The sequence below is a fragment of the Stenotrophomonas sp. 10L48 genome, from assembly GCF_056395105.1.
Genome location: NZ_JBFTIX010000001.1, coordinates 225,327 through 249,745, shown reverse-complemented (window position 1 = coordinate 249,745; position 24,419 = coordinate 225,327). Strand labels below are relative to the sequence as shown.

The window sequence follows — 24,419 nt, the reverse complement described above, 5'->3', positions numbered from 1 at the left end:
CGGAACGGCCCCGCGAAAGCGGGGCCGTTTTTTCTTGCGGACGACCGCTGGGCATGGCCCGGCGCTACCGATGTACGGCGGAGCAGGTAGCGCCAGGACATGCCCGGCGAGCGCAGCGGCGCTCGGTTATGCTCTCCACCGAGCCTTCCCCCGGATCCACCGATGAGCGACACCCCCCGCATCGCTTTCCTGGCCAGTACCACCGAACCTGCACAGATGGCCCGTGCGGCGATGGTCTCGCGCTATGGCGACCACGCCCCGGACCAGGCCGACGTGCTGTGCCCGCTCGGCGGCGATGGCTTCATGCTGCAGACCCTGCATCGTCACGGACACCTGGGCAGGCCGGTATTCGGGATGAAGCTGGGCACGGTGGGTTTCCTGATGAACCAGTACCGCGGCGACGACGACGTGCATGCGCGTATCGCCCGTGCCGAGCCGGCCCACCTGCGCCCGCTGGAAATGATGGCGCTGACCGAATCGGGTACCACCACCGGGTCGCTGGCCTACAACGACGTCTCGCTGCTGCGCCAGACCCGGCAGGCGGCGCATATCGGCATCGACCTCAATGGCCAGGAGCGGGTGGGTGAACTGATCGGCGATGGCGTGCTGGTCGCCACCCCGGCCGGAAGCACCGCCTACAACTATTCCGCACATGGGCCGGTACTGCCGTTGGGCTCGCACACCATCGCCCTGACGCCGCTGGCCCCGTATCGCCCGCGGCGCTGGCGCGGCGCCATCCTCAAGGCCGACACCGAAGTGCGCTTCCGCGTGCTCGATCCCTACAAGCGTCCGGTCAGCGTCACTGCCGATTCGCACGAGACCCGCGATGTGGTCGAAGTGACGATCCGTGAGTCGCGCGAGCACCGGGTGACCCTGCTGTTCGACCCGGAGCACAACCTCGAAGACCGGATCCTGAGCGAACAGTTCGTTTTTTGACGACAATAGGCGGCCGGCACTGCCGACCGCTTGAAGGACCCCACCGATGGGCGACAACTCCCCCCGTTTGCTGACCGTCGCGGTGACCTCGCGTGCGCTGTTCGACCTGGAAGAAAGCCATGCGCTGTTCGAAAGCGATGGCGTGGCCGCCTATGCCGAGTACCAGCGCCAGCACGAGGACGACATCCTCGGTCCGGGCGTGGCCTTCCCGGTGGTGCGCAAGCTGCTGGCGCTGAACCAGGGCGCCAGTCCCGAGAACCCGCGCGTGGAAGTGATCCTGCTGTCACGCAACTCGGCCGATACCGGCCTGCGCATCTTCAATTCCATCCAGCACTACGGGCTGGGCATCATCCGCGCGACCTTCACCGCCGGTGAGCCGACCTGGCCGTACGTGAAGCCGTTCGGCACCGACCTGTTCCTGTCGGCCAATCCGGAATCGGTGCGCAGCGCGCTTCGCCATGGCATCGCCGCGGCGACCATCCTGCCCAAGCCGCCGGGTGAGACCGCTGCCGCTGCCGCCGACCAGATCGACATCACCCGCCCGGCCGGGCAGCTGCGCATCGCCTTCGATGGTGATGCGGTGATCTTCGGGGACGAGAGCGAGCGCATTTCGCGCGAGCAGGGCGTGGAAGCCTTTGGCCGGCACGAACGCGAGCGTGCACGCGAGCCACTCAGTGGCGGTCCATTCCGCGGTTTCCTCTCTGCGCTGCACACGCTGCAGGAAGTGTTCCCGGCCGGCGACAGCGCGCCCATCCGCACGGCGCTGGTGACCGCACGTTCTGCACCGGCGCATGAGCGGGTGATCCGCACCCTGCGCGAATGGGGCGTGCGCCTGGACGAGGCGCTGTTCCTAGGGGGGCGGCACAAGGGCCCGTTCCTGCAGGCGTTCGGTGCCGATATCTTCTTTGACGATTCGCAGCACAACATCGACAGTGCGCGTGAACACGTAGCCGCCGGCCACGTGCCGCATGGTGTCGCCAACGAAGGGTGATGCTTGCCCCGGTAGTTGCCAACCTTGGTTGGCACTTCTTTGTATCGGCGCCCACCAAGGTGGGCATCTACCAGAGCAGCGCCCACCAAGGTGGGCATCTACCAGAGCAGCGCCCACCAAGGTGGGCATCTACCAGAGCAGCGCCCACCAAGGTGGGCATCTACCAGAGCAGCGCCCACCAAGGTGGGCATCTACCAGAGCGCCATGTCTCGGTAGTTGCCAACCTAGGTTGGCAGTCGTTTGTATCAGTGTCCTCAAAGGTGGGCATACCGCTTACGGAGTGCCTGACATCCCCAGCTGCAGGTCCACCACCTTCCAGCGCAGGCCCTGCGGTTCCAGCACTACCTTCAACGGTGGCTGGCCGGGGCCGCGATCGACGTCGACCACGAAGCGGTCCAGGGCTTCGAAGTGGTGTTCGGCGTTCTTCAGCGGTCGCGCCGGCTCGGTTGCACCCAAAGCCTCGCCGCCCTGCAGTTCGTTGCGGCCGCGCTTCCACAGGACGTGGCCCTGCAACATCGCGCCGATGCCGGTGGGCGTGACCATCGTGTCCACCGCGGCGCCACCCAACTGATCACCCAGCCCGTACAGCAGGGCACCGAAGGGACTGGCAGCCACCTCGGGGCCGGCCTGGCGCACCAGGTAGTCATTGAGCTGGGCGCGCAGGCTGGTACGCACGCGTGGGAAATCCACGTAGCGCTCCAGACGGGCGGTGTCCCGTTGTTCGATGGCCTTGGACAGGCCATGCACGGTCAGGTAGGGGCCGCCGAACCACCAGGCGGCCACCACAGCGATCAGCAGAACGAGGATGCCAATGAGCTTCTTCATGGTGCACAGCCTGCCGCAAGTACGGTTGCCGGTGGTGAACGGCGGGTGATCCCAGCGATGCCACCGGCGCCGGTCAGAACTCCAGATCCAGTGCAGCGCACAGGTAGTCCACGAACGGGCCGAGCGCCGCCAGATCCTTGCCGAGCGTGGACAGCAGGCGCGGGCCGGTCATCGTGGCATCGTCCAGCGAACGCCACATCACCCAGTTGCGGTGCTTGAGGTCATCGATGAACTCGAAGTCGGCCGGGAAGCCGCGCGGTGGGCGCACCAGCTTCTCGGTTTCCTCGAAGTCGAAACGCCTGCGCAGCGCCGGTGCGTGCGCAGCCGCCTTCCAGCTGCCCGGGTTGTCGAGGATGAAGTGGCGGACGCGGCGCTGGGTTTCCGGTTCGGGATGCCACAGCCCGGCACCGACGAAGCTCTCGCCCGGCTGCAGGTGCACGTAGAACGAGGGTGCGGCCACTTCACGGCGGCGCTCATGGAACAGGCGCGCACCCTGCCAGGTCTTGTACGGCGATTTATCGTTGGAGAACCGCGCGTCGCGGTGGATGCGGAACAACGAGCCGCCCACACCACGCGTGTCTGCGCGGAAGTGTCCGCTGACCTCGGCCAGGGCCGGCTGCAGGTCGCCCAGCAGGCGCAGGAACGGCTGCCGCACGTGGTCTTCGTACTGCTGGCGATGGTCGTTGAACCAGGTCTTGTCGTTGTGCAGCGCCAGGCTGCGCAGGAACTTGAAACTGGCATCGGAGAAATAGGTGCTCACAGGTCCTCCTGCAGGTGCTGGCCCCAGTCACGCAGCGATTGCAGCAGCGCGGCGCGCCGGGCATCGTCGGGCGCCTCGGCTGCCAGCGCGTCGAGCTGCTGCTGGAACTGGGCCAGGTTGAGTTCGCCCATGCCTTCCTCGCCGAAAAGGCGCTGGCGGCGATAGGCTTTCCAGCGCTCGCGTTCTTCCGGCGCGAGGCTGTCGGGATGATTGCGGGCGCGATAGCGGAACAGCAGTTCCGGCAGGCGCGGATCGCGGAAGCGGCCTTCCAGTGCGGCCAGCTGCTCGGCGGGCGTGGTCCGTGCCAGTGCCAGCAGCGGCTTGTCGCCGGCGCCGAGGAAGCCGTCGTACAGCGATGCATCCACATCGGAAACGCTCGCCGCGCGCGGCTGGTTGTAGACCTGGCGCGCCTTCTCGGCCAACTGCGGCGCGAACGCGCGCAGGCGTTCGGCCTTGGCTTCGATCGCCGCCACGTCCAGCCCGAGTCGTGCGTGGTCATCAGCGCGCAGGTGGTTCCAGGCCACCAGCGCCGGCACCTTGTTCAGGTGCACTTCCTTCAACGGCACCCGGGCCACGCCTTCGGGCAGTTCGCTGGCGCGCAGGTACAGGCGCTGGGCGATCACTTCGGCGGGCAGTTCCAGCAGGTCATCGATGTCGCCGTCGAGATCGAACACGATCACCCGGTTGTTGATGGTCGGATGTACCGCCAGCGGCAACACCGGTGCCGCGCACAGGCGGCTGGCCGGGTAGCGCATCGAGATATGCAGCACCGGCTTCAATGCAGTGATGTCGAGCAGGCTGCCGACGAAACGCTTGTCGCGCAGCTTCAGCGCGTAGTCCCACAGGCGCGGCTGCGACTGCTTGAACAGGCGCGCCATGCCGATCGTCGCGCGCACGTCCGACAGCGCTTCGTGGGCATCGCCCTCGCGCACGCCGTTGGCCTCGGCCAGATGCTCCAGCTTGAACGAGGTGGCGCCGTCCTCGCGCTTGGGCCAGTGGATGCCGTCCGGGCGGATGGCGTGCATCAGACGCAGCATGTCCAGCAGGTCCCAGCGCGAGTTGCCGTTGCGCCACTCGCGTTCGTACGGGTCGTGGAAGTTGCGGAACAGGCCGTAGCGGATGAACTCGTCGTCGAAGCGCAGGGTGTTGTAGCCCAGTGCGCAGGTACCGGGACGCGAGAGCTGCTCGTTGATCCGATCGAACGCCTCGGCTTCGCTGATGCCTTCAGCCAGCGCCTGCTGCGGAGTGATGCCGGTGACCATCGTCGCCATCGGCGAGGGCAGCAGATCATCGGCCGGGCGAACGAAGAAGCTGACCGGCGTGTCGATCTCATTGAGGTCGCTGTCGGTACGGATTGCCGCGTACTGGGAGATACGGGTACGACGTGGATCCTGGCCGAAGGTTTCCAGGTCGTAGAACAGGAAGCTGTCGGCCATCAGTGCGCACCCTCCAGCACCGGCAGCTGCGCATGGATCTGCGCTTCCAGTGCGTTCCAGTCGATGTTGTCCAGGGTGTCGTGGCCTGCGGTGGCGGCGATCAGCATCGCGCGCTGGAGGTCGGTGCGGCGCAGTGCCTCGGCATAGGGCGTGTGCAGGAACGTCACCATCGTGTAGTGCGGGACGAAACGCGTGGGCCAGCGCCGCTGCAGTTCCTGTTCCAGCTCACGCTGCAGCAGGAAGGCCGGATCGGCCACCCTGTCACGCATCTCCAGATAGTTTTCCAGCGCCATTTGCTGGATCGCACGCGCGTTCGGCTTGCGCTCGGCCTCGAATGCGGCGAACGCACTCTGCAGGTCGTCCGCCTCCATCAGATGGCGGGCCAGCGCCACGCAGTCCTCGAACGCGCAGTTCATGCCCTGGCCGTGGAACGGCACCATCGCATGCGCGGCGTCACCGATCAGCACGGCACGTGCCTGCTGGTGCCAGCGTTGCAGGGTGAGGGTGCCGAGCAGGCCGGGCGGATGCTGCTCCCAGTCTGCACGCAGGTTGGGAATCAGCGGCAGGGTATCGGCGAACTCGCGCGCGAACAGCGCTTCGGCCTGGGCGCCGGTGGTGACCGTGGCGAAGCTAGGATCGCCATCGTTGGGCAGGAACAGGGTGACGGTGAAGGTGCCCTCGTGGTTGGGCAGGGCGATGCACATGTAGTGGCCACGCGGCCAGATATGCAGGGCATTGCGCTCGATGCGGAAGCCGCCATCGTCGCTCGGCGGAATCTCCAGTTCCTTGTAGGAATGGTCGAGGAAGGCAATGTCCTCGCCCAGCGGTTCGCGCCGGTTCATCGCCGCACGCAGCGCCGAGCCGGCGCCATCGGCACCTACCAGCGTATCGAAGCGGATATCGTGCGGGCTGTCGTCACGATCATCGATGAAGCGTGCGTAGCCGGCATCGAAATCGACGGTGTGCAGGCGGCGGTGGAAATGCACGGTGGCGCCGGCCTGCTCGGCCAGTTCCAGCAGCGTGGTATTCAGGTCGCTGCGATGGATCGACCAGATCACTTCGCTGTCGTCGCGACCATAACGCTGCAGCTGCGGCTCGCCCTCGCGCGGATGCACCATGCGCCCGCGCATCATCACCGCACGCGCCATCACTTCGTCTTCCACGCCGGCCTGGCGCAACGCGTTGCGCCCGCGCTCGGCCAGGGCCAGGTTGATCGAACGGCCGCTTTCGTAATCGGCGATGCGCGGATCGCCACGGCGTTCGTACAGGGTGATGCGCCATCCCTGCCGTGACAGCAGGATGGCCAGCAGGGATCCGGCCAGGCCGGCGCCGGCAATGCTCAGCGAGCGGGATGCATGTGCGATCAACGAACTGTCCAGCAGTAGGGGAGGGCGGCTTACAGGCCAGCCCAGGCTTCCACTTCCTCGACGAAGTGGTGCACGTCGAGATAGCGGTTGTAGAGCGGGGTGGGCGAGATGCGGATGACGTCCGGTTCGCGCCAGTCACCCAGCACGCCGATGGCGCGCAGGTGTTCGAACAGGGCGCGTCCGCGCTCGCGGCCGCCGATCACCCGCAGCGACAGCTGGCAGCCGCGGCGCTCCGGCTCGGCCGGGGTGACGATTTCCAGCACCTGCGGCAGGCGCGCGCGTACAAGTGCGTCGAGCATGCCGGTCAGTGCCAGCGACTTGCTGCGCAGCGATTCCATGCCAGCGCGTTCGAACAGGTCCAGCGATGCCCGCAGCGGTGCCAGGCCGAGGATCGGCGGGTTGCTCAGCTGCCAGCCCTCGGCACCGACCGCCGGCGTGAACTGCGGTGCCATCTGGAAGCGGGTGGCTTCGTCGTGGCCCCACCAGCCGGCAAAGCGCGGCAGCGTGGTGTCGCGATGATGGCGCTCGTGCACGAAGGCACCGGCCACTGCGCCGGGGCCGCTGTTGAGGTACTTGTAGTGGCACCACACGGCAAAATCCGGCGCGATGTCATGCAGGCGCAGCGGCAGGTTGCCGACCGAGTGCGCCAGGTCGAAGCCGATGCGTGCGCCCTGCAGGCGTGCGGCGCGGGTGATCGCATCGAGGTCGAAGGCCTGGCCGCTGCGGTATTGCACGCCGGGCCACAGCACCAGCGCCAGGCGCGGACCGTGCGCGGCGATCGCGCGTTCGATGGCGGCCATCGAGATCGTGCCGTTGGCTTCATCCGGCTGCACTTCCACCAGGCAGTCGGCCGGGTCGAAGCCATGGAAACGGATCTGTGCCTCCACTGCATGGCGGTCGGTCGGGAACGCACCGGCTTCCATCAGGATCACCGGGCGTTCGGCCGTTGGCCGGTAGAAGCTGACCATCATCAGGTGCAGGTTCACGCTCAGCGTGTTCATTGCCACCACTTCGCTGGGCAGCGCGCCGACCACGCGGGCCAGCTGTGCGCTGACCAGGCGGTGGTATGACAGCCATTGGGTCGGCCCGGTGAAGTGGCCTTCCACCGCCAGTTCGCCCCACTGCTTCATCACTTCCTGCACTGCAGCCTGTGCGCCGCGCGGCTGCAGGCCCAACGAGTTGCCGACGAAGTAGGTCTGCTCACCGCCACCGTGGCGCGGAATCAGGAATTCCTGCCGCAACGGCCGCAGCGGATCGGCGGCATCAAGGGCAATGGCGTGGGTGCGGCTGAGCAGGTCGGACATGGTCGGGCAACAGGCTGCAACGGGGTTGCCAGTGTAGCGCCTGGGGCATCACCCGGTAGCTGCGCACCCAGCGCCAGCGCCGCTTGATCCGGTAGTGGCCAACCTTGGTTGGCGCACGTGCGAACAAGCGCCCACCAAGGTGGGCATCTACCGGGGGCGGAGCGCCGTCAGGCCGCCACTGGCGCCGGCAACGGATCCACGTGGCCGCACGCGCTGCAGGTGCGCAGTTCCAGGCTGGCCTGGTAGTGCGCGAACACCTTCGGCAGGTCGGTCTCGATGTTCTGCAGCGTGAAGTACTCTTCGTACAGCTTGTGGTTGCAGCGCTCGCAATGCCAGATCACGCCATCGCGTTCATGCGGCAAGCGCTTGCGCTCGACCACCAGGCCGATGCCACCGGGCGGGCGCCGCGGTGAGTGCGGCACCTTGCCCGGCAGCAGGAAGATTTCGCCGGCACGGATCGGGATATCGCGCACCGCGCCATCCTCCTGCACCTTCAGCACCATCTCGCCTTCCAGCTGGTAGAACCACTCCGGGCCTTCGTCATAGTGGAAATCGGTGCGGCTGTTCGGCCCGCCGACCACCATCACGATGAAATCGCCGTTGTCGATCATCTTGTTGCCGACCGGCGGCTTCAACAGATGCCGGTTTTCCTCGATCCAGCCCAGCAGGTTGATGGGGGAGGCAAGCATGGGGGTGTCCGTAAGGGAGGGTCAGTCGCGCCGGCCGCGGCGCGGAACGTAGGACAGGGCCTTCTCGTAGGCCGGCTGCAGTTCTTCAGGTGCGCCCACGTCGATGCCCATTTCGCGCACGCGGCCGTCCTTCAGGCTGTACACCCAGCCGTGCACCATCAGCTTCTGGCCGCGGGCCCAGGCGTCCTGCACGATCGTCGAGCGGCAGGCGTTGACCACCTGCTCGATCACGTTCAGTTCGCACAGGCGGGCATGCTTCAGCTCCGGCTCCTCGATCGCATCCATGATCGCGGCGTGCTTCTGTGCCACGTCACCGACATGGCGCAGCCAGTTGTCGGCCAGGCCCACCCGCGTGTTGTTCAGGCTGGCGTGCACGCCGCCGCAGCCGTAATGGCCAACGATCAGGATGTGCTTCACCTTCAGCTGGTCCACGGCGTACTGGATCACGCTGAGGCAGTTCAGGTCGGTATGCACCACCACGTTGGCCACGTTGCGATGCACGAACACCTCACCCGGGGCCATGCCGATGATCTGGTTGGCCGGCACGCGCGAATCGGAACAGCCGATCCACAGGTATTCCGGATGCTGCTGCTTGGCCAGCTGATGGAAGAAGTCAGGATCTTCCTTCTCGATCCGGTCAGCCCATTCGCGGTTGTTCTGCAGCAGCTTGTGGATGTCTTTCATGTTCGGGGTCCCTGACGTCGGGTGGGGGCAAGGCGCGGCCGTTCTGGCCGCGTCGTCGCGGGAAACAGAGCGCTCAGCTGCCTGCGGCGGCTTCGTCGCGATACCGGCGCATCCACTGCGCCAGTTCGGTGGAATGGGGATTGTCCAGGCGTTCCAGTTCGGCCATCACCGCTTGCTGGTTGGCCTCGGGGTGGTTCTGGCTCAGCTTCAGCGTCAGCTGCACCTGTTCGACGGTAAAACGGAAGCCGACGATGCCGCGCAGCTGGCGGCGGTGGTCGTCACGCTCGGGTTCGAACCGCCAGTCCTGGCCGACGCTGGCTTCGAAGTGGTCGCCGGTATCGCTGACCAGCTGGGCCAGGGCATCGGTATCGTCGAAGGGCTGCAACTGGCCGCGCAACTCGGCGGCGGCGTAGTTCCAGGTGGGCACCCGTGCCATCGGTTCCTTGTCCGGATACCAGCTGGCCGATACATAGCCATGCGGCCCCTCCACCAGCACCTTGGCCGCACCGCTGTGGCGTGCCTGCGGGTTGGCACGGGCCCAGTGGCCGCGCAGCTCGATGTGGTCGCCGTCGCGCTGGTACAGCACCGGCAGCCGGGTCAGTTCCGGCAGGCCATCGCCACCGGCGGTAAGCACGGTGACGAACGGATCACGCGCCAGCAGGCGATCCAGCCACAGCAGGTCGGTCTCGGCGAAAGCGCGCGGGGTGAACATCGGTTGGCCTCAGGCGCGGCTGCCAAGCGACTGCACCATGCGCCCGCGCAGGCCTTCGTCGCTGCCTGCCTGCGGTGGCTGCACTTCATGCAGCGAGAAGCCGCGCACCAGCGCATCTTCTTCATCCAGGCCGTCGTACTCGACGAACTCGGCATCGAACAGCTGCGAGCGTGCAGTGTCTTCGCTGTCGTAGCTCAGCGTATTGCCATCGCTGTCCAGCACTTCGGCAGTGCCGGCCTCGCGGATGCGCAGGCGTGCCCAGATCAGGGTGTTGCCGAGGCTGGCCAGCCACCAGCTGTCGCGGACGTGGGAAAGGTCGTTCATGTGTGTCTTACCAGAGCGAGGCCAGCCAGAGCAGGGCAGCCATGCCCAGTCCGGCCAGCAGGGTCAGCAGCGATACCCAGGCGGGCGTCGCCAGCCCGGACAGCGAGCGGTCCGGCTGGGTGCGGTATTCGCGCCGCAGCAGCCAGCCCAGCGCATCGGGCTTGAGGAAGGCGCCACTGCCGAAGCGCTGCGCCAGCGCCGGATGGCGATCGCGCACATGCACCAGGGTCAGCGGCCAGAAAATCACGAAGGCACTGAACCCGGCCACTGCAACGCCGACGAAACACAGGGCGAAGAACAGGGTCATGGGGGCAGTACCTCCGTGGTCGTGCGTGTGGGCTTAGAAGTCCGCGCTGCCCGGGGCGCGCGGGTAGGGGATCGCATCGCGGATGTTGGACAGACCGCAGACGTACACCACCAGGCGCTCGAAGCCCAGGCCGAAGCCGGCGTGCGGTACCGAGCCGTAGCGGCGGAAATCGCGGTACCAGCTGTAGTGCTCGCGATCCAGGCCGAACTGCGCCATGCGTGCATCCAGCACGTCCAGGCGCTCTTCGCGCTGGCTGCCACCGATGATCTCGCCGATGCCCGGGGCCAGCACGTCCATCGCCGCGACGGTCTTGCCGTCATCGTTCAGGCGCATGTAGAAGGCCTTGATGTGCTCGGGGTAGTTGGTCACCACCACCGGGCGACCGACGTGTTCCTCGGTCAGCCAGCGCTCGTGCTCGGTCTGCAGGTCCAGGCCCCATTCGACCGGGAAGTCGAACTTCTTTCCGGACTTCTGCAGCAGGCTGACCGCATCGGTGTAATCGATGCGTTCGAACGGCGCGTTGATGAAGTCTTCCAGCTTGGTGATCGCGTTCTTGTCCACGCGCTCGGCGATGAAGGCCAGGTCGTCGCCGCGCTCGTTGAGCACCGCGCGGAACAGGTACTTCAGGAATTCCTCGGCCAGGCGTGCGTCTTCGGCCAGGTCGGCGAAGGCGATTTCCGGCTCGATCATCCAGAACTCCGCCAGGTGGCGGGTGGTGTGGCTGTTCTCGGCGCGGAAGGTCGGGCCGAAGGTGTACACCTTGCTCAGCGCCAGGCAGTAGGCCTCGACGTTCAGCTGGCCGGACACGGTCAGGAAGGTTTCCTTGCCGAAGAAGTCGCGGCTGAAGTCGATCCCGCCCTGGGCGTCACGCGGCAGGTTCACCATGTCCAGGGTGGACACGCGGAACATCTGGCCGGCGCCTTCGGCGTCGGAGGTGGTGATGATCGGGGTGCTGATCCAGTTGAAGCCGTTCTCGTGGAAGAAGCGGTGCACGGCCTGGGCCAGGCAGTTGCGGATGCGGGTGACCGCGCCGAACAGGTTGGTGCGCGGGCGCAGGTGCGCCACTTCACGCAGGAACTCCGGCGTCATCGGCTTGGGCTGGATCGGGTAGGTGAGCGGGTCTTCGACCCAGCCGACCACCTCGACCGCGCTGGCCTGGATCTCGAACGACTGGCCCTTGCCCTGCGACTTCACCAGTGTGCCGGTGGCCACCAGCGAGCAGCCGGTGGTCAGGCGCTTGATCTCGTCGAAGTTGGCCAGCCCGTCGCCGGCCACGACCTGGATCGGGGCGAAGCAGGAGCCGTCGGTCACATTCACGAAAGCCAGATTTGCTGAACCGCGCACCGTGCGCACCCAACCGCGTACCGTGACTTCGCCACCTTCCGGGATCTTCCCGGCAAGCGCATGTTCAACGCTGACCACCGTCATGACTTGAATCCTCTGCTGATCGACTCGATCTATGAACACGGGAGTTTACCGGTTGCAGCGTTCTGCTTGCGAGGCATTTCTGCGGTCATCGGCTCCCTATAATGTCCCGGTACCTCTGGAGTGATCCACCATGGCTGTCAGCCTGACCCCTATTGCCTTTGAGCGCGTGCAGCGCTTTGTCGCCCAGACCCCCGGCGCGCTGGGCCTGCGTTTTGGCGTGACCAAGACCGGCTGCTCGGGCTGGGGCCACATCACCGACCTGGCCCGCGAGGAGCGCGCGGACGACACCGTGTTCGACCAGGACGGGGTAAAGATCTATGTCGATGCCAAGAGCCTGGCCCTGGTGGACGGCACCGTGATCGACTTCGGCAAGCACGGCCTGAGCGAGACCTTCACGTTCAGCAACCCGAATGCCACCGCCGAGTGCGGCTGCGGCGAGAGCTTCACCACCGACGCCGACAAGGCCTGACGGCCGGTTCTGGCGTCCGCCGGACGTGGTCCGGCGCTATCGGAACCTGCTCTGGTAGATGCCGACCTTGGTCGGCAGGGAAGGGATCCACGGATGGAACGACCGCTTTTCATTTATCACCCCAACGCCTACGCCCTCTCCTTCGAAGAGGTCGACGGGATCTGTGACTGCTGCGGTCAGTCGCGGACGCTTCGTTACCGGGGGCCGTTCTACACACCTCTGCGTCCCGATTACCTGTGCCCCTGGTGTATCGCCGATGGCAGGGCAGCGGCCAGTTACGAGGGTGAATTCACCGGCTGGAGCGATATCGAGGGGGTGTCGCCGGACCCGGCCGATCCGCCACCGACCATTCCCCGCGGGCAGTTGCTGGAGATCTGCGAGCGCACCCCGGGCTACTCGTCCTGGCAGCAATCGGTCTGGCTGAGCCATTGTGAAYGGCCCTGCGCCTTCCTCGGCTTTGCCGGCAGCGAGGACCTCCTGCCCATCCTCGACCAGGTCCGGCCGGACGTGGCCGAGGTCAACCCGCGCGACGCCGACTGGTTGCTGGAACACCTGAGCCGGGACGGGGAGATGGTTGGCTGCCTGTTCCAGTGCCTGCAATGCGGCCAGCACCGCCTGCATGTGGACCTGGGGTAGCCCGGGGCGGTTTCCGCGTTCGCCGGCCATGGCCCGGCGCTACCATGTTCAGGTCGGTCTGCGGCTCGCCGGTTGCCCGGCAGCCCCATCTGCGCCATAATGCGCGGCTTCCTGCCTCCTTGGCAGGATCCCTTGCCCCACCGCGGTATCAACGGCGGGGGGCTGTCCGGCCGCAAGGCCACATCCGAAAGGTAGAAAAACATGAGTCGTCATTACGAAATCGTGTTCATGGTCCACCCGGACCAGAGCGAGCAGGTCCCGGCCATGATCGAGCGCTACAAGTCGCTGGTCGAGAACGGCAACGGCACCATCCACCGTCTGGAAGACTGGGGCCGCCGCCAGCTGGCGTACCCGATCCAGAACCTGGTGAAGGCGCACTACGTGCTGCTGAACATCGAAGTCGACCAGGCCGTGCTGACCGAGCTGACCGAAAGCTTCCGCTTCAACGACGCCGTCCTGCGCAACCTGGTCATCAAGCGTGACGAGGCTGACACCGAGCAGTCGCTGATCATGAAGAGCAAGGACGAGAAGGGCGACAAGCCCGAGCGTGGTGAGCGTCGTCGTCGTGATGACGAAGAAGGCGAAACCACCCCCGCCGCTGACAACGATGCCGGCGACGACGCCGCTTCGGCCGCCTAAGGAGCACTGACATGTCCAAGTTCTTCCGTCGCCGCAAGTTCTGCAAGTTCACGGCCGAAGGTGTCAAGGAGATCGACTACAAGGATCTCAACACCCTGCGCCAGTACCTGACCGAGAACGGCAAGATCGTGCCGAGCCGCGTCACCGGTACCAAGTCGAAGTACCAGCGTCAGCTGGCGACCGCCGTCAAGCGCGCTCGCTTCCTGGCCCTGATTCCGTACACCGACAACCACGACGTCTGATGCCGGCGGGGCAGCTTCGCGCTGCCCCCGCTGTGCCAGCTATTCGGACAGCCTTTGTTGCGGGGCCCGCGCCTCGCTAACGAATAACTTATCTGGAGCAATACCATGCAGCTGATCCTCCTGCAGAAAGTCACCAACCTCGGCAACCTGGGCGACCTGGTCGACGTGAAGCCGGGCTACGGCCGTAACTTCCTCGTGCCGCAGGGCAAGGCCGTTCCGGCCACCGAGAGCAACAAGGCCGAGTTCGAAGCCAAGCGCGCTGATTACGAAGCCAAGGCCCAGTCCATCCACGCTGAAGCCGAAGCCCGCAAGGCCAAGCTGGAAGGCGCGAGCGTGACCGTCGCCGCCAACGCTTCGACCGAAGGCAAGCTGTACGGCTCGGTCGGCGCGCGCGAAATCGCCGATGCCTTCACCGCTGCCGGCCTGGCGCTGAGCAAGAGCGAAGTCATCCTGGGCGAAGGCGCCTTCCGCAACATTGGCGAGTACGAAGTCCTGGTGCACCTGCACGCGGACGTCGAGACCACCGTCAAGGTCGTGGTTGAAGCCGAAAAGGCCTGATCCCACGCCGCAAGGCCTGGTATCACCAGAACGGGCGCCCGCAAGGGTGCCCGTTTTGTTTTGGGGCGGCCCGTCCGGCCGGGTCGGTGCTTGGCCTGCCGCGCCTGTGCCGATAGATCCTGGATGAATCCATGAAGATCAATGCGTTGGCCTCATTTTCCGGACCCGGGTCGGTTTACGGGGCGGCCTCCGGCAGAGCCTGGAAGCACGAGCGGGCGTGAGCGCTGAGCCTCCTCCCACGGTCATCCCGCCCGTGGAACATTGGCCCCGCTATACTCATTCCATTGCGTCACCCTTGGCCTTGTTGAATTCTTTTGAAATCAAGGGCTTGAGGTGCTGGCTGACCTGACATCCACTATGGTGGCGGCCGTAAGGCCCTTGCCCGGAACCCAATCACGCCATGCGTCTTTCCACGATCAAGCTGTCCGGCTTCAAGTCCTTCGTCGATCCGACCACCCTGCACCTGCCGACCAACATGACCGGCGTGGTGGGACCCAATGGCTGCGGCAAGTCGAACATCATCGACGCGGTGCGTTGGGTCATGGGCGAAAGTTCGGCCAGCCGCCTGCGTGGTGACTCGCTCACCGACGTGATCTTCTCCGGTTCCAATGCCCGCAAGCCGGTCTCGCAGGCCACCGTCGAGCTGATCTTCGACAACTCCGACCACACGATCTCCGGCGAGTACGCCTCGTTCAACGAGATCTCGGTCAAGCGTACCGTCAGCCGCGACGGCAGCAGCAACTATTACCTCAACGGCACCAAGTGCCGTCGTCGCGACATCACCGACCTGTTCCTCGGCACTGGCCTGGGCCCGCGCAGCTACTCGATCATCGAGCAGGGCATGATCAGCCAGATCATCGAGGCGCGCCCGGAAGACCTGCGCGTGTATCTGGAAGAGGCCGCCGGCATCTCCAAGTACAAGGAGCGCCGCAAGGAAACCGAGACCCGCATCCGCCACACCCGCGAGAACCTGGATCGCCTTGGCGACCTGCGCGAGGAAATCACCAAGCAGCTCGAGCACCTCAAGCGGCAGGCCAAGCAGGCCGAGCAGTACCAGGCGTTGCAGGAAGAGCGCCGGGTCAAGGATGCGGAGTGGAAGGCGCTGGAATACCGTGGCCTGGATGGTCGCCTGTCCAAGCTGCGCGAAGGGCTGTCGCAGGAAGAAACCAAGCTGCAGCAGCTGATTGCCGACCAGCGCGACGCTGAGGCGCGGATCGAGACTTCCCGCGTGCGCCGCGAGGAGGCTGCCGACGCGCTCAATGCCGCGCAGGCCGAGGTCTACCAGGTGGGCAGCACGCTGGCCCGCCTCGAACAGCAGATCCAGCACCAGCGCGAACTGTCGCAGCGCCTGCACAAGGCGCGCGATGAAACCCGCCAGGCATTGGCCGAACTGGGCCAGCACATCAGCGGCGACGAGGCCAAGCTGATGGTGCTGCGCGAAGCGGTCGATGCGGCTACCCCGCAGCTGGAAGCGCTGCAGGAAGAAAACGAGATCAAGCAGGAAGGCCTGCGTGAGGCCGAAGCGCGGTTGTCCGATTGGCAGCAGCGTTGGGAGCAGCACACCTCGCAGAGCTCGGAAGCCTCGCGCGCCGGCGAGGTCGAGCGCACCCGCGTGGACTACCTGGACAAGCAGATCCTTGATGCCGATCGTCGCCGCGAAGCGCTGGCGGCCGAACGTGCCGGGCTGGACGTGGATGCACTGGATGAAGTCTTCGAGCAGCTGCACCTGCAGCACGATACGCAGAAGACCGCGCTGGATGAGCTGACCGAGCAGGTCGAGGAGCGCAAGCACGGTGTCGCCGCCGTGCAGGAGCAGCAGCGCAACGGGCAGAACGAGCTGGCCGAGCTGCGCAAGCAGGTCAATGGCCTGCGCGGGCGCCTGTCTTCGCTGGAAACCCTGCAGCAGGCTGCACTCGGCCAGGAGCAGGGCGCGGCGGTGGCGTGGCTGAAGTCGCGTGGGCTGGATTCGGCCGCGCGCGTGGGTGAGCGCCTGGATGTTGATGCGGGTTGGGAAAACGCAGTGGAAAGCGCGCTCGGTCAATTGATCGAAGGCGTGCTGGTCGACGACCCGGCCAGCCTGGTCGATGCGTTGGGTGAGCTGGGCGAAGGCCGCATCGCGCTGGTTGCCAATGACGGTGCGGACCTGAAGGTCGCGCCGACCTCGCTGGCTGCACGTGTGCGTGGACCAGCGCCGATCCGGCGCCTGCTTGCACGCCTGCACGGCGCGCGTGACCTTGCCGAAGCCAATGCACTGCAGGCCAGCCTGCCCGAGGGCGATTCCATCATCACCCAGGGCGGTGAACGCTTGGGCGAAGGCTGGGTGCGCGTGTCGCGCTCCGGCGCCGCCAAGCAGGGCGCGCTGCTGCGCGAACGCGAAATCAACGAACTGCGCGAGCAGATCGAGCAGCTGCAATCGCGCGAAGCCGAACTGGAAGAACAGCTGGCCGGTTTCCGCGAGCACCTGTTGGCCGCCGAACAGCAGCGCGAGGATGCGCAGCGTGCGCTGTACCTGGCGCACCGCGCGGTGTCCGAACTGGCCGGCCAGCTGCAGGGCCAGCAGGGCAAGGTGGAGGCGGCACGTACGCGCATCGACCGTATCGAAGGCGAGCTCAGCCAGTTGCTGGAGACCCTGGACATCAATCGCGAGCAGGCGCGTGAAGCGCGTGCGCGGTTGGAGAATGCGGTCAACAGCATGGGTGACCTGGAGTCGAACCGGCAGGGCCTGGAGGGCGAACGCCGTCAGTTGACCGAGGCGCGTGATCTGGCCCGCGACGCCGCTCGTGCGGTGCGCGAGCGTTCGCACGCGTTGGCCCTGACCCTGGAATCACAGCGCGCCCAGGTGGCGTCGTTGAGCCAGGCGCTGGAACGCATGAGTACGCAGCGTGGCCAGCTTGATGCACGCCTGGGCGAACTGCATTCGCAGCTGGACGAAGGCGATACCCCGGTCGAATCGCTGCAGGCCGAGCACCAGAACGCGCTGGAAGAGCGTGTCCGTGCCGATCGCGTGCTGACCGAAGCGCGCACGTTGCTGGATGGCATTGATGCCGAACTGCGCAACTACGAGCAGACCCGCCACCAACGCGACGAGCAGGCGCTGTCCCAGCGCGAGCGCATCTCGCAGCGCAAGCTGGACCAGCAGGCGCTGGTACTCAGTGCTGAAACCCTGCAGGGCGCAGTGGAGAAGGCCGGTTTCGTGCTGCAGGATGTGATCAACGCGCTGCCCGAAGAGGCCCGCCTGGGCGACTGGGAGCAGGCGGTGCACCAGATCGACGGTCGCATGCGCCGGCTGGAGCCGGTCAACCTGGCCGCGATCCACGAGTATGGCGAAGCCTCGCAGCGCTCGGAGTATCTGGATGCGCAGCACGTGGACCTGACCACCGCGCTGGAGACCCTGGAAGATGCGATCCGCAAGATCGACCGCGAAACCCGGGGCCGCTTCAAGGACACCTTCGACCGTGTCAACGCCGGTGTGCAGGCGCTGTATCCGCGCCTGTTCGGTGGCGGCCACGCCTACCTGGAGCTGACCGGCGAAGACCTTCTCGATACCGGCGTGACCATCATGGCGCGTCCCCCGGGCAAGCGCGTGTCGAGCATCTCGCTGCTGTCCGGCGGCGAAAAGGCGATGACCGCCGTGGCGCTGGTGTTTGCGATCTTCCAGCTCAACCCGGCACCGTTCTGCCTGCTGGACGAGGTGGACGCGCCGCTGGATGAAGCCAACGTCGGCCGCCTGGCCAACATGGTCAAGGAAATGAGCGAGAAGGTGCAGTTCCTGTTCGTCAGCCACAACAAGGCCACGATGGAAGCGGCGCACCAGTTGTCGGGCGTGACGATGCGCGAGCCGGGTGTCAGCCGGCTGGTCAGCGTGGACCTGGAAGAAGCCGCGCGATTGGCGGGCGCGGCCTGACGTGCCATCCTAGTTACCTGAATGAACTAGCCGGAGAACCTAACGAATGTCCGACACGGCACTGTTGCGCATCGGCATCCTGGCCGCCGGCCTGCTGTTGGTCGCTGCGATCTTCCTGTTTGGCCGCCCGAAAAAGAAGCCCCAGGGCCGTCGCCTCGATAGCGCCGAACCGACCAGCGGCGAGCGTCGCGAGCCGGTGCTGGGCGAGGATGGCGTGCCTGTGGCCGGCGACCGCGTCGAGCCTGGCATGGGCGAGACGGTCGAGCAGGCCGAACTGGGGTTGCCCGATGTCGATGGCGCGGCCAGCGACCTGGGCAAGCGCGCGACGCAGGATTTCGACAAGATCGTTTCGCTGTTCGTGGCCGCCCGCGCCGGTGAGCAGCTGCGCGGCGAAGACATCGTCGTGGCAGCGGAGAAGACCGGCCTGGTGTTTGGCCACATGAATGTCTTCCACCGGCTGGTGGAGGGGCATCCCGAGCGAGGCCCGATTTTCTCGATGGCCAGCATCATGAAGCCGGGCAGCTTCGACATGGGCAACATCCGCGCCATGGAAACCCCGGCCATCGCCTTCTTCCTGACCCTGCCGGCACCGCTGACCGCGCTGGACGCCTGGGAGAAGATGCTGCCGACCGTGCAGCGCATGGCTGAACTGCTCGATGGTGTGGTGCTGGATGACAGCCGCAACGCGCTCGGCCGCCAGCGCATCGCCCACATCCGTGATGAGCTGCGCGCCTATGACCGCCAGCACCAGGCGCCGCCGCTGACCAAGACCCCGCGCTGGTAAGCGCGGCAGGTCCTGGCGTGCCGACCAACGGTCGGCACCCACAACAGTAGATCCACGCCATGCGTGGATAGGGTCAGGCCGGTACGCCGGCTACCTTCGCGAACGCGCTGCGGAAGCGCGCCATCTCTTCCTCGGTGCCCACGGTCACGCGCACGCGCTGCGGCCAGATCGGCCAGTTGCGGCCGATCACCACGCCGTTGTCCGCCATCGCCTTGGCAAAGGCCGCGCCGTCGCGCTGCACATCCACCACGAAGCAGTTCGCTTCGGTCGGCAGGCAGTCAAAGCCACGCTTGCCCAGCCAGGCGATGGTGGCCTGCCGGACCTTGGCGTTCTGCAGACGTCGCTGCGGGATCAACTGCGGGTCGCGCAGGCTGGCCAGTGCCGCTGCAAGGGCGGGCACCGGCAGCGGGTTCTCGCCCAGGCTCGCCAGCTCGCGCAGGCGCTCCGGATGCGCTGCAGCCACGCCAAGACGCAGGCCGGCCATGCCGTACAGCTTGGAGAAGGTGCGCAGCACGATCAGGTCATCGCGCTGGGCCACCTGTGCAATCAGGCTGGGCTGTTCGCTGTACTGCAGATAGGCCTCGTCCAGCAGCACCCGGGTACCTGCGGGCTTGTTGGCCAGCAGCCAGGCCAGCTCGTTGGCCGGACTGATCGAGCCGGTGGGGTTGTTGGGATTGCACACGTACAGCAGGCCGGTCGGTCGCGCGTGCGCGGCGGCCGCCATCGCGCGCAGGTCGTGCGCGCCATCGCCGCGCAGCGGTACCTTCTGCACGTGGGCACCACGCGAGGCAGCCATCTCGCCCAGCGTCTCGAAGGTCGGGTCGGCCACCACCAGGCCCGCCTGCGGGCCGGTCCACAGTGTCGCCGCACGGTTCAGCGGTTCGCTGGAGCCCGGATACAGGCGCACGTGGTTGGCGGGAATGCCCGCCTGGGCGATGAATGCGTCGCGCACCTCACCGGCCAGGGCGAAGCGGTAACGGCCGCAGCTGGCGATGCTGTCGAGCGCCGCCTGCTGGGCGGCCGGCGAGGGGCCATAGGGGCATTCGTTGAAGTTCAGCAGCACCGCGCCCGCATCGGCGGGTGGCGGCGCAACGGTCGCCGGCTGTGCCTGGGCCGACCGGGGCAGGCCGCTGCTGGCGAGGGCGAGACCGGCACCGGCCAGCTGCAGGAAGTGGCGACGGGAGGCAGGCAAGGTCACAGGGGGCGGTTCCGGAAGGGCGACCGACGCACGCTAGCGCTGGTGGTCAGTGCGGGCAAGGGGGTATGCAGCGTCTCCAATCATGCGCGACCGTTGCTCGCCGCCAGTCCCGCATGGCCCGGCTCTACAAGGTGCTGCGCGCAGGCGCGGTAGAATTCACGGCCATCCCAGAACCCGCGGACTCCGATGAGCCCCAGCCCCGCCGAACGTGCCGAAGACCTGCGCCGGCAGATCGCCCAGGCCAATCGCGCCTATCACGAGCTGGATGCGCCGGAGATCCCCGACGTCGACTACGACCGCCTGGTGCGCGAGCTGGAGGCGCTGGAGCGCGAGCATCCCGATCTCGCCCGTGCCGACAGCCCGACCCAGCAGGTCGGGGCACGCCCGTCCGGCCGCTTCGCCGAAGTCACCCATGCGGTACCGATGCTGTCGCTGTCTAACGCCTTCAGCGATGAGGAAGTGGCCGACTTCGTTCGCCGCATCGATGAGCGCCTGCGCCGCGGCACCCTGCGTTTTTCCGCCGAACCGAAGATGGACGGCCTGGCGATCAGCCTGCGTTACGAGGACGGTCATTTCGTGCTGGGCGCCACCCGGGGCGATGGCAGCACCGGTGAGGACGTGACTGCCAACCTGCGCGAGATCGGCGACATTCCCAAGCGCCTGAAAGGCAGGGACTGGCCGGATGTACTGGAAGTGCGCGGTGAGGTCTACATGGCCCGCGCCGACTTCGAGGCCTACAACGAGCGCGCGCGCCTGCACGGTGGCAAGATGCTGGCCAATCCGCGCAATGCCGCGGCCGGTTCGCTGCGCCAGCTTGACCCGAAGATCAGCGCGCAGCGCAGGCTCAGTTTCTTCACCTACGGTACCGGTGAAGTGCAGGGCGGTGAGTTGCCCGATACGCACTCGGGCACGCTGGCGCAGCTTCGCGACTGGGGTTTCCCGGTCAGCGACCTGTGCAAGGTGGTGGAAGGCAGGGACGGTCTGCTGGCGTACTACCGTGACATCGGCGAGCGTCGCGACGGCCTGGCATTCGACATTGATGGCGTGGTCTACAAGCTCGATGACCGCGCCGGCCAGCAGGCCATGGGCTTCGTGTCGCGCGCACCACGCTGGGCCATCGCGCACAAGTTCCCGGCGCAGGAACAGAGCACTACGCTGGAGGCCATCGAAATCCAGATCGGCCGCACCGGTGCTGCCACCCCGGTGGCGCGCCTTGCGCCGGTCGCGGTGGCCGGTGTGATCGTCTCCAATGCCACCCTGCACAACGCCGACCAGATCGCGCGCCTGGATGTGCGCGTGGGCGACAGCGTGATCGTGCGCCGTGCCGGCGATGTGATTCCGGAAGTGGTCAGCGTCATTCTCGACCGCCGTCCCGCCGGCACCACGCCCTGGCAGATGCCGACCAGCTGCCCGGTGTGCGGCTCGGAGATCGTGCGCGAGGAAGGGGCTGCTGCCTGGCGTTGTTCGGGCGAGCTGTCCTGCCCGGCGCAGCGCAAGGAGGCCATCGCCCACTTCGCCTCGCGACGGGCGATGGATATCGACGGTCTTGGCGACAAGTACATCGAAACCCTGGTGGACGCCGGCATCGTCAGGAGCGTGGCTGATCTGTACCGCCTCACCCGCGACCAGCTGCTGCACCTGAAGCTGGTGCTGGATGCTGAAGATCCTTCCGCGCTCGCGGCCGGCCTGAAACTGCACCTGCCGGCAGAAGGCAGTGGCGCGGTGCTCAACGCTGTGTTGAAACTGGATGGCAACGATGCGGGGTGGCGCGCGCAGGCATTGGCGCAGCCGGCAGCCTTCGAATGGAACACGAAGAAGATCGCGACCAAATGGGCTGACAACCTGATCGCTGCGATCGATGCCAGCCGTGATGCGACGCTGGAGCGACTGCTGTTCGCACTGGGCATCGAGCACGTCGGCGAGAGCACCGCCAAGGCACTGGCACAGTGGTTTGGCGATCTGGCGTTGATCCGCCGTCTGCCGTGGCCGTTGTTCAAGCGCGTGCCGGATATCGGTGGCGAAGTGGCGCGCTCGCTGGGCCACTTCTTCGAACAGGAAGGCAACCAGCAGGCCATCGACGCGCTGCTGCAGGTGGGGCAGGTGCGCATCAGCGACGTGCACCCGCCAAGTGCAAAGCTGCGCGAGGGGCTGGACCTTGCCCAGCTGCTGGTCGAAGCGGAGATTCCCGGCATTACCCGCCTGCGCGCGGAGAAGCTGGTGGCCGCACTGCCCAGCGCGCAGGCGGTGCTGGACGCCGAGCACGGCCAGTTCGTCAACGCCGGTCTGCCCGATGACACCGCGCGCGGCGTCGCTGACTGGCTGGACAGCGAGGGCCATGGCGCGATGTTGCTGGCCGCCGAAGTGGAGATGAAGCACATCCTGGCCAGTGCGCCGGCCCTGGCCGAAGTGGTTGCCGGTCCGCTGGACGGGCAGACGGTGGTGCTTACCGGCACGCTGGCCCAGCTCAATCGCGATACCGCCAAGGAGCGCCTGGAGGCGCTGGGCGCAAAGGTGTCGGGCAGCGTGTCGAAGAAGACCAGTTTCGTGGTGGCAGGCACCGAGGCAGGTTCAAAGCTGGACAAGGCGCAATCGCTGGGCGTTCCGGTGTGGGACGAAGAGCGCCTGCTGGCCTACCTGGCCGAACACGAGTGATGAACCGGTCGGGTGCGCAGGCACCCGGTACGCAACCGCAAAGGAACACTGATGCAGACCGCTCCGCTGGATTTCCGCCTGGCCACCCGTGCCGACGAGGAACTGCTGATCGCGCTGATGCGCGATTTCTACGCCGAAGACAAGATCGAATTCGACGATGCGCGCGTGCGCCGTGGTGTCGATGCGCTGCTGGCCGATCCGCGCAACGGGGAAGTGCTGCTGTGGCTGGACGAGGCCGCGGCCGTCGTTGGCTATGCGGTCATCGCGATGGGCTTCAGCCTGGAGCAGGGCGGCCATTTCATGCTGCTCGACGAGCTCTACCTCAGCCATCGGGCACGTGGCCGTGGCCGTGGCAAGCGGGCACTGGCCATCTGCGAACAACGCGCGCGCGGGCGCGGGGTCAGCCGGCTGCGGCTGGAGGTGAACCATCACAACGAGCTGGCGCGCCGCCTGTACCTGGCCAGTGGCTACATCGATGACACGCGCGATCTTCTGACCCTGCCGCTGGACCATCCGCGCCCGGAGGGCATCCTGTGAGCGAGGCACTGCTGCGCAGCCTGCAACAGCGTGCCGGCCTCAATGCGCTGGTGCGACGCTTCTTTGCCGAGCGTGGCGTGCTGGAAGTGGAAACGCCGATCCTTTCCGTGGCCGGCAACACCGAGCCGAACATCGACAGCTTCCACACCGATTTCAGCGGCCACGTCGATGCGGGCGGACGCCGCCGCTGGCTGCGCACGTCGCCGGAGTTCCCGCTCAAGCGCCTGCTCGCTGCCGGCGTGGGCGACTGCTATGAGCTGGGCCGGGTGTTCCGCAATGGCGAAGCCGGTGGCCGCCACAATCCCGAGTTCACCATGCTGGAGTGGTATCGGGTTGGCTGGGACCACCATCGGTTGCTGCAGGAAACCGCGGAACTGGTGGGGCAGGCGTTGGCGCTGGTTGGCCGCAGCGCGACGCTGCGCGTGCTGAGCTATCGCGAACTGTTCCAGCAACAGGCCGGCGTGGACCCGTTCGATGCCGATGAGGGCCAACTGCGCGCCGCGCTGGGCGAGGTGCACATCGATCCGGTAGGCCTGACCCGCGATGATTGGCTGGATCTGTTGATGACCCACCGTATCCAACCGCACTTCGATGACACGGTCATGACCGTGGTCCACGACTGGCCCGCCAGCCAGGCGGCACTGGCGCGCATCCGCCCCGGCACACCGCCGCTGGCCGAGCGTTTCGAGCTGTACCTGGGCGCGGTGGAACTGGCCAATGGCTATAACGAACTGAACGATGCGGCTGAACAGCGCGCGCGTTTCCAGCATGACCTGCAGCGTCGCCATGCACGGGGGCAGGTACAGCCCGCGCTGGATGAAGCGTTGTTGCATGCACTGCCTGCAATGCCCGCCTGTGCCGGTGTTGCCGTTGGCATTGATCGCCTGCTGATGGCGATGCACCGCACACCGCGCATCGCCGACGTGCTTGCATTCGATTTCGCGCACGCATGAGCCGATCTCCCCTGCACCTGGCAGGCTGAACGAAAACACGCGTCTGCGCGCTTGATTCAGCAAGCACGATGATGCTCTTATCAC

24 protein-coding genes are annotated in these 24,419 nt (G+C 66.5%); 12 read left to right on the top strand and 12 right to left on the bottom strand.

The features are described from left to right. Nucleotides 1-162: 162 nt before the first annotated feature. Together AC1DCU_RS01360 and AC1DCU_RS01355 are read left to right on the top strand one after the other, a co-directional pair. Complete coding sequence (locus tag AC1DCU_RS01360; protein ID WP_025876850.1) at nt 163-936, top strand: NAD kinase; 774 nt, start codon at nt 163-165, stop codon at nt 934-936. 46 nt (nt 937-982) lie between these two features. Further along, entirely contained in the window at nt 983-1,927 is a 945-nt protein-coding gene (locus AC1DCU_RS01355; RefSeq protein ID WP_033831508.1) for a 5'-nucleotidase, read from the top strand. A 273-nt stretch (nt 1,928-2,200) separates the two neighbouring features. Here the strand turns inward: AC1DCU_RS01355 and AC1DCU_RS01350 are convergent, their stop codons facing one another. From AC1DCU_RS01350 to asnS, 11 genes are all read right to left on the bottom strand, one after another. Beyond that, nucleotides 2,201-2,752, bottom strand: a complete 552-nt coding sequence (locus AC1DCU_RS01350) for a DUF2939 domain-containing protein (protein WP_282280546.1) — start codon at nt 2,750-2,752, stop codon at nt 2,201-2,203. Between the two features lie 73 nt (nt 2,753-2,825). Next, a complete protein-coding gene (locus tag AC1DCU_RS01345; RefSeq protein WP_025876858.1) occupies nt 2,826-3,512 on the bottom strand; it encodes a DUF2461 domain-containing protein in 687 nt (228 codons plus the stop codon). Beyond that, on the bottom strand, nt 3,509-4,948 hold the full coding sequence (sbcB, locus tag AC1DCU_RS01340) for an exodeoxyribonuclease I (protein ID WP_033831506.1): 1,440 nt from the start codon (nt 4,946-4,948) through the stop codon (nt 3,509-3,511). The genes AC1DCU_RS01345 and sbcB overlap by 4 nt, the downstream gene beginning before the upstream one ends. Next, a complete protein-coding gene (locus tag AC1DCU_RS01335; RefSeq protein WP_442251935.1) occupies nt 4,948-6,315 on the bottom strand; it encodes an FAD-dependent oxidoreductase in 1,368 nt (455 codons plus the stop codon). Before AC1DCU_RS01335 ends, sbcB begins: the two co-directional genes overlap by 1 nt. 29 nt (nt 6,316-6,344) lie before the next feature. Then, nucleotides 6,345-7,619, bottom strand: coding sequence for a kynureninase (kynU, locus tag AC1DCU_RS01330; RefSeq protein WP_059064610.1), 1,275 nt, complete (start codon nt 7,617-7,619; stop codon nt 6,345-6,347). Nucleotides 7,620-7,786: 167 nt separating this feature from the next. Then, a complete protein-coding gene (locus AC1DCU_RS01325; protein WP_032976303.1) occupies nt 7,787-8,308 on the bottom strand; it encodes a 3-hydroxyanthranilate 3,4-dioxygenase in 522 nt (173 codons plus the stop codon). Between the two features lie 21 nt (nt 8,309-8,329). Further along, nucleotides 8,330-8,992, bottom strand: coding sequence for a carbonate dehydratase (gene can, locus AC1DCU_RS01320; RefSeq protein WP_006376530.1), 663 nt, complete (start codon nt 8,990-8,992; stop codon nt 8,330-8,332). A 73-nt stretch (nt 8,993-9,065) separates the two neighbouring features. Continuing rightward, the gene (locus AC1DCU_RS01315) at nt 9,066-9,704 is read right to left on the bottom strand and encodes an FMN-binding negative transcriptional regulator (protein WP_032976302.1); all 639 of its coding nucleotides are present in this window, start codon (nt 9,702-9,704) and stop codon (nt 9,066-9,068) included. 9 nt (nt 9,705-9,713) lie between these two features. Next, the gene (locus tag AC1DCU_RS01310) at nt 9,714-10,028 is read right to left on the bottom strand and encodes a hypothetical protein (RefSeq protein ID WP_025876872.1); all 315 of its coding nucleotides are present in this window, start codon (nt 10,026-10,028) and stop codon (nt 9,714-9,716) included. Nucleotides 10,029-10,035: 7 nt separating this feature from the next. After that, on the bottom strand, nt 10,036-10,335 hold the full coding sequence (locus AC1DCU_RS01305; RefSeq protein ID WP_006376524.1) for a hypothetical protein: 300 nt from the start codon (nt 10,333-10,335) through the stop codon (nt 10,036-10,038). 33 nt (nt 10,336-10,368) lie between these two features. Beyond that, entirely contained in the window at nt 10,369-11,763 is a 1,395-nt protein-coding gene (asnS, locus tag AC1DCU_RS01300) for an asparagine--tRNA ligase (RefSeq protein ID WP_442251937.1), read from the bottom strand. Nucleotides 11,764-11,893: 130 nt separating this feature from the next. Here asnS and AC1DCU_RS01295 point away from each other — a divergent pair, with 130 nt between their 5' ends. The 7 genes from AC1DCU_RS01295 to zipA all read left to right on the top strand — a co-directional run bounded on the left by AC1DCU_RS01295 (nt 11,894) and on the right by zipA (nt 18,995). Next, nucleotides 11,894-12,232: a HesB/IscA family protein gene (locus AC1DCU_RS01295; protein ID WP_025876879.1), complete on the top strand. Its 339-nt coding sequence runs from the start codon at nt 11,894-11,896 to the stop codon at nt 12,230-12,232. A 93-nt stretch (nt 12,233-12,325) separates the two neighbouring features. Continuing rightward, nucleotides 12,326-12,868 (top strand): CbrC family protein, encoded by a 543-nt coding sequence (locus AC1DCU_RS01290; protein ID WP_478014093.1) that lies wholly within the window; start codon nt 12,326-12,328, stop codon nt 12,866-12,868. A 201-nt stretch (nt 12,869-13,069) separates the two neighbouring features. Beyond that, entirely contained in the window at nt 13,070-13,507 is a 438-nt protein-coding gene (rpsF, locus tag AC1DCU_RS01285) for a 30S ribosomal protein S6 (protein ID WP_025876882.1), read from the top strand. A gap of 11 nt (nt 13,508-13,518) precedes the next feature. Beyond that, nucleotides 13,519-13,749, top strand: a complete 231-nt coding sequence (gene rpsR / locus AC1DCU_RS01280) for a 30S ribosomal protein S18 (RefSeq protein ID WP_002804494.1) — start codon at nt 13,519-13,521, stop codon at nt 13,747-13,749. A 105-nt stretch (nt 13,750-13,854) separates the two neighbouring features. Then, nucleotides 13,855-14,307: a 50S ribosomal protein L9 gene (gene rplI / locus AC1DCU_RS01275; protein ID WP_025876905.1), complete on the top strand. Its 453-nt coding sequence runs from the start codon at nt 13,855-13,857 to the stop codon at nt 14,305-14,307. Between the two features lie 400 nt (nt 14,308-14,707). Further along, nucleotides 14,708-18,211: a chromosome segregation protein SMC gene (gene smc / locus AC1DCU_RS01270; protein WP_025876909.1), complete on the top strand. Its 3,504-nt coding sequence runs from the start codon at nt 14,708-14,710 to the stop codon at nt 18,209-18,211. 46 nt (nt 18,212-18,257) lie between these two features. Further along, on the top strand, nt 18,258-18,995 hold the full coding sequence (zipA, locus tag AC1DCU_RS01265; protein ID WP_025876911.1) for a cell division protein ZipA: 738 nt from the start codon (nt 18,258-18,260) through the stop codon (nt 18,993-18,995). Between the two features lie 73 nt (nt 18,996-19,068). On the opposite strand, the gene AC1DCU_RS01260 is transcribed toward zipA, so the two are convergent. Beyond that, nucleotides 19,069-20,193 carry a pyridoxal phosphate-dependent aminotransferase gene (locus AC1DCU_RS01260; protein WP_442252049.1) on the bottom strand — a complete coding sequence of 375 codons (1,125 nt, stop codon included), beginning with the start codon at nt 20,191-20,193 and terminating at the stop codon, nt 19,069-19,071. A gap of 186 nt (nt 20,194-20,379) precedes the next feature. Here AC1DCU_RS01260 and ligA point away from each other — a divergent pair, with 186 nt between their 5' ends. Genes ligA through epmA form a run of 3 tightly spaced genes read left to right on the top strand, consistent with a single transcriptional unit; the run spans nt 20,380 to nt 24,335 of the window. After that, the gene (ligA, locus tag AC1DCU_RS01255) at nt 20,380-22,845 is read left to right on the top strand and encodes an NAD-dependent DNA ligase LigA (protein ID WP_442252048.1); all 2,466 of its coding nucleotides are present in this window, start codon (nt 20,380-20,382) and stop codon (nt 22,843-22,845) included. Between the two features lie 51 nt (nt 22,846-22,896). Then, on the top strand, nt 22,897-23,382 hold the full coding sequence (locus AC1DCU_RS01250) for a GNAT family N-acetyltransferase (RefSeq protein ID WP_025876917.1): 486 nt from the start codon (nt 22,897-22,899) through the stop codon (nt 23,380-23,382). Further along, the gene (epmA, locus tag AC1DCU_RS01245) at nt 23,379-24,335 is read left to right on the top strand and encodes an EF-P lysine aminoacylase EpmA (protein ID WP_313445662.1); all 957 of its coding nucleotides are present in this window, start codon (nt 23,379-23,381) and stop codon (nt 24,333-24,335) included. The genes AC1DCU_RS01250 and epmA overlap by 4 nt, the downstream gene beginning before the upstream one ends. Nucleotides 24,336-24,419: the final 84 nt, after the last annotated feature.